Here is a 9030-nt window from a genome sequence, read left to right as displayed (position 1 = left end):
AAGCCGATCACACCATTGGCAGCCGCCAGGATCGGCTGCGTCGAGCGGTAATTGCGGTCAAGCGTGATGACGTCGGCTGGCTTTGGCGAAAACTCATTGGGGAAGTCGAGGATGTTTCGGATGGTGGCCGCCCGGAATGAATAGATCGACTGGGCATCGTCGCCGACAACGGTGAGGCCTCGCCCACCCGGTTTGAGTGACATCAGGATCTGGGCCTGCAGCCGGTTGGTGTCCTGATACTCGTCGACCAGCACATGATCAAAGCGATTGCCGATATCGTCGGCCAGCTCTGCATGCGAGACCATCTGTGCCCAGTAAAGGAGAAGGTCATCGTAATCTAGGACGCCCTGCGTCTGTTTGGCCGCAACATAGGCGGCAAACAGCGCCTTCAATTCCTCTTCCCAGTTTATCGCCCAGGGATAGGCGGATTTCAGCACCTCTGCGATCGAGCTTTCGGCATTGACGACGCGCGAGTAGATCGCAAGGCAGGTTCCTTTGGTGGGAAAGCGGGTCTCGGTCTTCGACAAGCCCAGCTCGTGGCGCGTAAGGTTCATCAGGTCGGCACTGTCTTCGCGGTCATGGATCGTGAAATCGACGGGAAGGCCAATCTGTTCGGCATAGAGCCTCAGCAGTCTTGCCCCGATCCCGTGGAATGTGCCTGACCATAACAGCCCGTCAGCAAGTGCTTTTTCCCCGAGCACCTGTCGGCAGATGCGATCAACGCGGCGCGCCATTTCGGAGGCCGCGCGACGTGAGAAGGTCATCAAAAGGATACGCCGAGGATCAGCACCATTGAGGATCAGATGGGCGACGCGATGGGCAAGCGTGTTGGTCTTGCCGGACCCGGCACCTGCGATGATAAGCAGCGGGCCTGCCACGGATTGGTCGGGAAGGCTGGAGCCATGGGTGACCGCTTCCCGCTGCCGTTCGTTGAGGGTTTCCAGATGGGCGGTCATGCGGTCTCGCTTGATGTCTGAAGTTTCGGCCGAACTGGTGCCAACCACATTCGACGGTCCAAGCAGCCAGGTTCGATGAATTATTGAACAAATAAAGAACATAGCAGGTTTGACGTCGGCTTCAAGGCGATGCGGGAGGCCCGCGGCGCCATCGGTATTTCGCGGCCAGGATAGGTTCTGCGCAAGACGCTTCGCACGGGAACGCTGCCGATAGTCGTCACATCGGCAAAGCTGAATCTGGCCCGCGGCCGATAGCAGCTGACGCCCATGGATGCGCGATGCCGTTGTCAGCCGTACAGATTGCTGAATTTCTGTTTAATTGAATCCACTTAGACCGGATCCGGCCTAACCCCATGGCGCATCTGAGCATCTGCCATTCAGCGCGTTCCGGCTACACCCTCGGCTTTCGTCCGACCTTCAGCGGCGGAGCGGCTTCGTCGCTTTCCGAGGATATGGTGACGGTCGCTGGTTCCTCCTCCGCGAGCGCCCGCACCAAACTTCTTGCCGAGACCCATTGCGGGTCAAGGGTGCAAGCCGATCCCCGCCACTGACTTAACAGTCCTACGTCGAGAACCTGCGGCAGGGCTGAGGCGTTCCTGGCACCTAATTCTGGGTCCCCATCGTGCCTAGAGTGGTCAAGATCACTGACGTCGTTCGCTGTCAGTCGCTGATTTGATGAGATCTTCAGGTTGAATGCCTAAAGCGCGCGCCAGCTTGTCCAGAACTTCAATGGTGGGGCTGTATAAGCCACGCTCCAAAGAACTAATGTAAGTTCGATCTATGTCCGCCAAGTGCGCCAACTCTTCCTGCGACAAGCCTTTTGCCTGACGCGATTTCCGTAAATTTTTGGCGAAGAGCTCACGAATTTCCATGCCCCACGGAAATCGTTTGTCGAGTATGCCGCTACGGAGTATACTCTACAAACGCTCGGACAGCTGTGATCGCTGCAGCTCGTTCACCCATACGCAGGAGCTACCAATGGAACTCCGCCAACTCTCCTACTTCGTCGCTGTTGCCGAGGAACTGCATTTCGGCCGTGCCGCCATGCGGGTGAACATTGCCCAGCCGGCGCTGAGCACACAGGTCCAGGCCCTGGAGAAGGGGCTTGGTGTGCAGTTGCTGACGCGCTCGACACGGAAGGTAGAGCTGACGCGGGCAGGGGAGGTGTTCTACGATCGCTGCGTCAGGATGCTGGGGGAGCTTGATCTCTCAGCCGAAATGGCACGTGCGGCAGGAGGCGGCAGCATGCGGGAGATCAGGATCGGCACGATCTATCCGGCAACGACAGGCGTACTGCCGGCGTTCCTGGCGCGCATTGGCCGGAAGTTCCCCGATATCCGCCTGCATGTCTCGAACGGCTCGACGTCTGAGATCATCCGGCAGCTGGAATGCGGCAAGCTGAACCTTGGCTTCATCCGGCCAGTCGAGAACATCGGCTCGCTGCGCTTCTTCTCGATTGCCCATGAGCGGTATCTGCTCGCTGTGCCGTTGGGCAATCCGCTGGCTTCGAAGCACGAGGTGACCATTGAGGATTTGAAGGGTGAGAAGATCATCGCCTTCAAGCGGCAGAACCTTTCCTACACCGAGCGCTATTTCGCAGAGACCTTTGACGAGCACGGGCTGAATGACAATGTCGCCTATACCTGTGACGACACCTTCTCGCTGATCTCGCTTGTCTCCTCAGGCCTTGGCGTCGGCTTTGCGCCTGAATGGACGGGGGATCTGCCGGGTAGAGATGTGGTGCTGAAGAAGGTGACTGGCATCGATTTGAAGATCGGGCTCGGTGTTGCCTGGAGCAAGGATGATCCGACGGCGGCCCGTGATGATATCATCGATATTGCGAGGACGCTGGGACGGCCGGGTAGGTGAGGGCTGCGGGTCGTTTGCTACTCAGCGTGCTTTGCCGTCTTCATGCGGGAGGCAGCAGCCACGAATGGGTTGCGTGCTATTGCGGCGCTTCGGCGTGACGCGTGTGGCCAGGCGGGCACGGCATAGTATTGAATGGGCAAGCGGGTGGGTTGACGCGCAAGTCACTCGTCAGGATCGTCAAGCTGGGTGAAGACAAGCGCTGGGGTATCATCGACGTGGTTGTCAGGCCGGATAAGCGCGTTGACGGCCGGTACCCAGGCCTGGGGAACAAAAACCAGTTCAAGACCCAAAGCGCGTCCGATGTTGATGAGCGTGACCGCACGTGCGGAGCTGCGTCCGGCTTCGATATCCTGGTAACGGAGCCGCGAAATTCCGGCTTCTTCTGCAACACGCTTCTGCGAGTAGCCGAGTTCCTTGCGTGTCGTCTTCAGTTTCAGAGCGATAAGCTGGAGATCTTCGGATTCAGTCGTCACTACAATGCCTTGCACGCTCACGGTTCCCACGTGTTCATGTTCAGGAGCCTAGAGTTCTTGTCAAGCAAGTCTCGTGTTGGAACACGTCTTCTTCAATGCGGTGCTGTCCGCTGCTGGGCAAACTGCCTGCAGGTCCTGTTGCCTGGACACATACGGGTACCAGACGCTTCACGCCTTTGGACGTCTGCGCATTGGACAGCTCAGGCCAGTCGTTCACTTCTTGGATGATCCACTCACGTGGTCTAATAGCCACGGCCTGTCCCGGAGACTGGACCTCCCAGACAAGCAGGGCTGTTCGCCTGACACCCGTGGGTGCACCGCTGCTTGGTCCGGTCCGAGGTTTTCCTTGGGACGAAGATGGCGTGCCAATCGGTGTCAAAACCCATTTCGGCCAGACAGGCACTCAATTTGTTCGTATTCTTCGTTGTGAGCGAGCAGAACGACCTTGTCCTCGTGTCACTGTCCGATGAAACGGTAGATTGCCCCGCCTGCCGAAATCAGGGTTGTGGCTATCAGCGCTGCGATCAGGAGCATTTCCCACCTCATGGGGTAACCGGCAGCAATACCAGCTGTTCTCTTGGTAGCGGGCGTTGAAGAGCCTTTGCCTCAGCCCAAGGGGCCTGAAGCCACGTGTCCAGCTCTTCCTCTGTTGTCAGGATCACTGGCATGGCTTTTTGATGGATAGGCTTTACCACGTCGTTGGGCTCTGCCGTCAGGAAGCCGAAGAGCTGATGCTGACCTGACCTTGGGTTTTTTATTGAGCCACGCTCGCCCTGCCAGGACGTCCAGATGCCGGCAAAGAAAGCGAGGGGCATCTCCTCATTGATTGCGAACCACCGCTTCGTTTTTTTCGGCTTGGTGTCTTCCCACTCGCAAAATCTCGTCCATGGGACCAGGCATCGGTTCTCGGGTCCAAGCCAGCGGCGCCAGTGCGGCGAGCTAGTGTTGCGGATATTGGTCACGCCGCTTTCAGGCTTGCCACCCGTGACTGAAGGCGGTGACGGCATGCCCCATGTCAGGTTGGTGAGCTCGCGGCCGTCTGCGGTTGATCGGATGACAGGGGCCAAGCGGTCCGGATAGACATCCAGCGACGGCTGAAGGTTGCCGACGTGATCGATCATCGCTCGGGTGATGGCGCGGATCGCTTCCTGGTTGGTGGTGATGTTGTAGAGATTGCACATGACAAGGCCTCCCGACGAAGGCTGATGTTGCCTTCCCAAGCGCCTCTCCGCAATCCCTGCTGTTCAGCGCGGCTCGCTTGGCTGAGCTTTGTCTTGAAACATGGTATGCCACGCGTCTCGAGGTCGATAGCTTGAGCGCGGCTATCAGGAGACTTCGCGACGTCTTTGGTCGCAGCTTTGCTCTGTGCCGACAGATGAACTTGATGGATATGCGATGGAGAAGGCGCGCTCCAGTTGCCGAGACCTTGCTGCTTTTCATGCCAGATGGCCGGCACCAGCAATCGATAAAATTTTAATAAACTACAGAAAATACTTGCTTTTTGGCTCCGAAATTAACTCCATTTTCAATAATGGTCGGTAGCGGCATAACCGGTTATGCGCAATGGGTTAACAGACTATTGCGCTTCCCCCTTCATCGCGATTTAACTGCGATCAACTTGTTAAGGGGTGAGTTACCATGTCCATCGAAGATCCGCGCCTGTCCAGCATCGACAATACTTCCGCAGCCGACGATTTTGACACTGCGGTCGAGCAGCATCTGGGTTTCGCAAGCGAGACCGCCGACGGAATTGAGGTCGCCCAGGCACAAACGCCCGACGCCGGTCGCACCGACCGCCTGCCGGCTCAGCCGCCGGTTGATGTCGCGGCCGCGGTGATCCCGAGCGAAGTGACGCCGGACGGCGAGAATGTCGTGACACTGCCGGCTGGTATCGAACTCGACAACCTCGAGTTCCAGGTTGATGGCGATAACCTTATACTTGTATTGGCGGACGGCACCGAGATCACCGTGATTGGTGGCGCCGCCAACATCCCGACCTTCGTGATTGGTGAGCTTGAGCTGCCGCAGGTCGCGCTGTTTGCCGCTCTTGAAGAGAGCAACATCAACGTTGCGGCAGGTGCCGATGGCACTTTCTCGGCTCAGTCGACGCCGGATGGCAACCGCACCTTCGAAGACAATCAGGTTGGTGACGGCATCGAAGAGTTTGTCTTGGCTGGTCTGCTGGATGGCACCAATCAGGACGATGCGGCTCTTGGTGATGTCGGTGCCTTCATCGATGGTCAGCCGATCTTCGGTGTTCAGGGCGATTTTCCGCTCTCCGAGACCGTGCTCGTCGATGCCGATCCGAACAACCAGACTGTTTTCGGCCGGATCCTATTCTCTCAGGGCAGCGATTTCGGCACGATTCGCAGTGTGACCTTCACGTCTGCCAGTGATGTGACGGAAGCGACGAACGCCACTGCGGGACCAGTCGGTCTGACCTCGGCGGGTGTGCCGATCATCGTCTCGCAGTCTGAAAACGGTCTCACCCTCACCGGCACAGCCAACGGGGTGACGATCTTCACCCTCACAGTCACCGACGTGGCCAGCGGTGCCTTTACTTTCGTTCTGTCTGGGGCCGTGGACAATCCCGGTGTCGGTCAGTCGGGCATCAATGATGTGCTTCGTTTGAACTTCGGCGTTGTCATCGCTGACAATGATAATGACGCGGTCACCGGTAGCTTCAGCATCGATATCCTGGATGACGCGCCAACCGTATCGTTGGGCGCAACGGGCACTGCCGAAGACGAGTCGCTTGTCGGCGGCAATGACGAAAATGAAGAAGCCGGTCTTTCTGCTGTTGCCACGGGCTCGCTGAACGTCAACTGGGGCGCAGACAACAACAACGACGGTCTGCTCGGTGACCGCTCTGTTGTTTTCACGAATGCGATCGTTGGCGTCACGAGTGCGTCTGGCAGCGCACTGACCTCGCTTGGTGAAACCGTTTCTACAGCCGTTTTGCCGAATGGCACACTGGTCGGCTACACTGGGGACACAGTGCCGACTGCAGCAACGGCCGAGAATGTCGTGTTTTTTGCCACGCTCTCGGATGCGGCAGCCGGTTCCTACACATTTACGCTTGTCCAGCCATTGGACCACGCTTCCGGCGCCGACGAAAACACTCTGTCGCTGACCTTTGGCTATACCGCGACCGACAGCGACGGCGATAGCGTCACTTCAAGCTTTGTTGTCAACGTCATTGATGATGTGCCGGTGCAGGGAGAAGTCGGTGGGGCCGACGCTATCTCTGAAGACGACGTATCCGCCTATCCCGCGACCGACACGACGGAGGGTGAAGAAGCATCGACTACCGGTTCGCTCGGGATCAGCTGGGGCGCGGACGACGATATCCGGGGCGAGACTGAGGGTGATGTCTTCGGTCGAACAGTCCGTTTCTTCGGAACAACGGTCACCGAAGGCAATGACGATGTGCCAGGCGTCGAAACATCTGGCCAGCTTTCTGCTGGTATCTATACCGACGCCGGAGCGCTTGGCCTGTCGATCACTGGCGGGTCGTTTAAGTCCAGCGATCGCGCGCTAAGTTTCCAGGTCATTGATGAAGTCAATGGCGGTCAGACCATCATTGCCTTCTACGACGAACAGGGCATTGACGAGGAAACGGTCCGCGTCGACGTCTTCAAGATCACGCTCGATCCGACGGCTGAAAATGGCAGCTATTCTGTCGAAATCTTCAAGCCGCTTGACCATGACACCAACTCGGATGCCATCACACTGAACTTTGCCTTCCAGGGCACAGATTCCGACGGCGACAGTGCGGAATCTGCCATCGCAAGCGTTACCATTGCCGATGACGCGCCTGTCCAAGGCGAGCCTGGTCGGCGGCCGAGCCTGAACGAGGACAATGTCTCGGCATACGACCTGACGGATGCGAGCCGCAACCGAGATGTGACAAAGACCGGCAATGTCTCACTTGGCATTTCCTGGGGTGCCGATGACAATACTCGTGACGAGACCGAGGGCGATAGCTTTGGCCGCACCGTAAAGTTCTTCGGTACGACAACCGAAAAAGACGAAGGTGGCATGGAAGCGAGACTGGTTCCGGTCGGGTCTCCGATCGAGGCCGGCACTTACAGTGACGCAGCAGCCCTTGGCCTTTCCATTCGTGGTGGTGCCTTCACATCCGGTGGCAAGTCGCTCTACTACGTTGTCGCGGATCTCGCCAATGGCGGGCAGACGCTCACTGCCTTTATTGACGGCAGCGAGCCTCAAGTGAAGGTGTTCGAGATCGTTCTTGATCCGACATCGGAAAACGGTTCGTACACTGTCGAGATCTTCGAGGAACTCGACCATAATGTTGGCAGCAACGCGCTGCGGATCTTCTTCAAATATCAGGGCACGGATGCAGACGGCGACAGCGCTGAAGCTGGGGAAGCCAGCGTTCGCATCCGAGATGACGAGCCGGTGCAGGGCGTGGTGGGCGCGATCCCGACACTGAGCGAAGATGACGTATCCTCCTATGATGCGACGGATGCGACAGACCTAGATATCACGAAAACGAGTGCAATCTCGCTGGGAATCGCCTGGGGTGCCGACGACGACATCCGTGGCGAAACCAATGGTGACGATTTTGGCCGCACCGTACGGTTCTTCGGCACGACAGTCACAGCCGACGAAGTTGATGAGCCGGGTTTGTCGGTGCCCGGTCAGATAGCGGCCGGCATTTATTCGGATGCCGAGGCACTCGGTCTGTCGATCGAAGGGGGTACCTTCTCCTCGGGCGGTCGCGCCTTGAGCTTCCAGGTGATCGATCTCGCCAATGGCGGGCAGACCATGACTGCCTACTTCATGGACACGAGCGGTGTCGAACCGGTTCGCGTCGATGTATTCCAGGTCGTTCTTGACCCGGCCAGCGAGAACGGCTCCTACACCCTGGAGATCTTCCAGGAGCTCGACCATAATGCAGGCTCTGACTCCATCAGGCTGTCATTCGCATTCCAGGGCACGGATGCAGACGGCGACAGCGCTGAAGCTGGGGAAGCCAGCGTTCGCATCCGAGATGACGAGCCGATGCAGGGCGAGGTGGGTGCGATCCCGACACTGAGCGAAGATGACGTGTCCCCCTATGATGAGACGGATGCGACGCAGCCGGCTGATGTGACAAAGACAAATGCGGTCTCGCTCGGCATTGCTTGGGGTGCGGACGACAATATCCGCGGCGAGGTCCAGGGTGACGCTTTCGGTCGAACGGTTCGCTTTTACAGTTTGAAGAAAACGCTCGGCGAAGGTGACGAGTCTGTTGGCCCCTCCGCCCAGGTCTCCGAAATCACGACCACCAACGCTGCGGCCGTTGGTCTGTTGATCGAAGGTGGCACATTCTCGTCGGGCGGTCGCGCGTTGACGTTTGAGGTTGTCGAGCTCTCGAATGGCGGTCAGACCCTGACGGCCTATTTTATGGACCTGGGTGGTGTTGAGCCGGTTCGCGTCAACGTATTCCAGATCGTTCTTGACCCGACCAGCCCGAACGGTTCCTACACCGTCGAGATCTTCCAGGAGCTCGACCACGCTGTCGGCTCCGATATGATCAACCTCTCATTTGCCTTCCAGGGCACCGATGCGGACGGCGATAGCGCGGCTTTTGCGACGGCTGGCATAATGATTTCTGACGATCAGCCATTGATCGGGCAGCCCTTCAATGGCGGTGTCGTCGAGGAAGAACAGCGTCAGGTTGCCGGCGACGGCAATGAGGACCGGGGTGGTGATGGAGACAGAGA

General features: G+C 58.1%; 5 protein-coding genes and 1 pseudogene. 2 read left to right on the top strand and 4 right to left on the bottom strand.

The window, feature by feature from the left end; all coding sequences use genetic code 11:
* Together H6M51_RS23590 and H6M51_RS23585 are read right to left on the bottom strand one after the other, a co-directional pair.
* Positions 1-956: ATP-dependent helicase (locus H6M51_RS23590; protein WP_185812223.1), on the bottom strand; the 956-nt coding region annotated here is incomplete at its 3' end.
* 641 nt (positions 957-1597) lie between these two features.
* Positions 1598-1828, bottom strand: coding sequence for a helix-turn-helix domain-containing protein (locus tag H6M51_RS23585; protein WP_185812222.1), 231 nt, complete (start codon positions 1826-1828; stop codon positions 1598-1600).
* A gap of 106 nt (positions 1829-1934) precedes the next feature.
* Here H6M51_RS23585 and H6M51_RS23580 point away from each other — a divergent pair, with 106 nt between their 5' ends.
* On the top strand, positions 1935-2825 hold the full coding sequence (locus H6M51_RS23580) for a LysR family transcriptional regulator (protein ID WP_185812221.1): 891 nt from the start codon (positions 1935-1937) through the stop codon (positions 2823-2825).
* Between the two features lie 161 nt (positions 2826-2986).
* Here H6M51_RS23580 and H6M51_RS23575 read toward each other — a convergent pair whose 3' ends face one another.
* Positions 2987-3298 (bottom strand): helix-turn-helix transcriptional regulator, encoded by a 312-nt coding sequence (locus H6M51_RS23575; protein WP_185812220.1) that lies wholly within the window; start codon positions 3296-3298, stop codon positions 2987-2989.
* Positions 3299-3840: 542 nt separating this feature from the next.
* Positions 3841-4479, bottom strand: coding sequence for an SOS response-associated peptidase (locus H6M51_RS23570; protein ID WP_185812219.1), 639 nt, complete (start codon positions 4477-4479; stop codon positions 3841-3843).
* Between the two features lie 457 nt (positions 4480-4936).
* Here H6M51_RS23570 and H6M51_RS23565 point away from each other — a divergent pair.
* A pseudogene (locus tag H6M51_RS23565) lies at positions 4937-9030 on the top strand (hypothetical protein); the annotation flags it as partial.

The sequence above is a fragment of the Rhizobium sp. AQ_MP genome (assembly GCF_014237835.1).
GTDB lineage: Bacteria > Pseudomonadota > Alphaproteobacteria > Rhizobiales > Rhizobiaceae > Allorhizobium.
This window is presented reverse-complemented; position numbering and strand designations above follow the sequence as displayed.

Excerpts from the sequence above, each read along its gene's own strand:
- H6M51_RS23585 (WP_185812222.1), bottom strand. The coding sequence starts at position 1,828 with ATGGAAATTCGTGAGCTCTTCGCCAAAAATTTACGGAAATCGCGTCAG.
- H6M51_RS23580 (WP_185812221.1), top strand. The coding sequence starts at position 1,935 with ATGGAACTCCGCCAACTCTCCTACTTCGTCGCTGTTGCCGAGGAACTG.
- H6M51_RS23570 (WP_185812219.1), bottom strand. The coding sequence starts at position 4,479 with ATGTGCAATCTCTACAACATCACCACCAACCAGGAAGCGATCCGCGCC.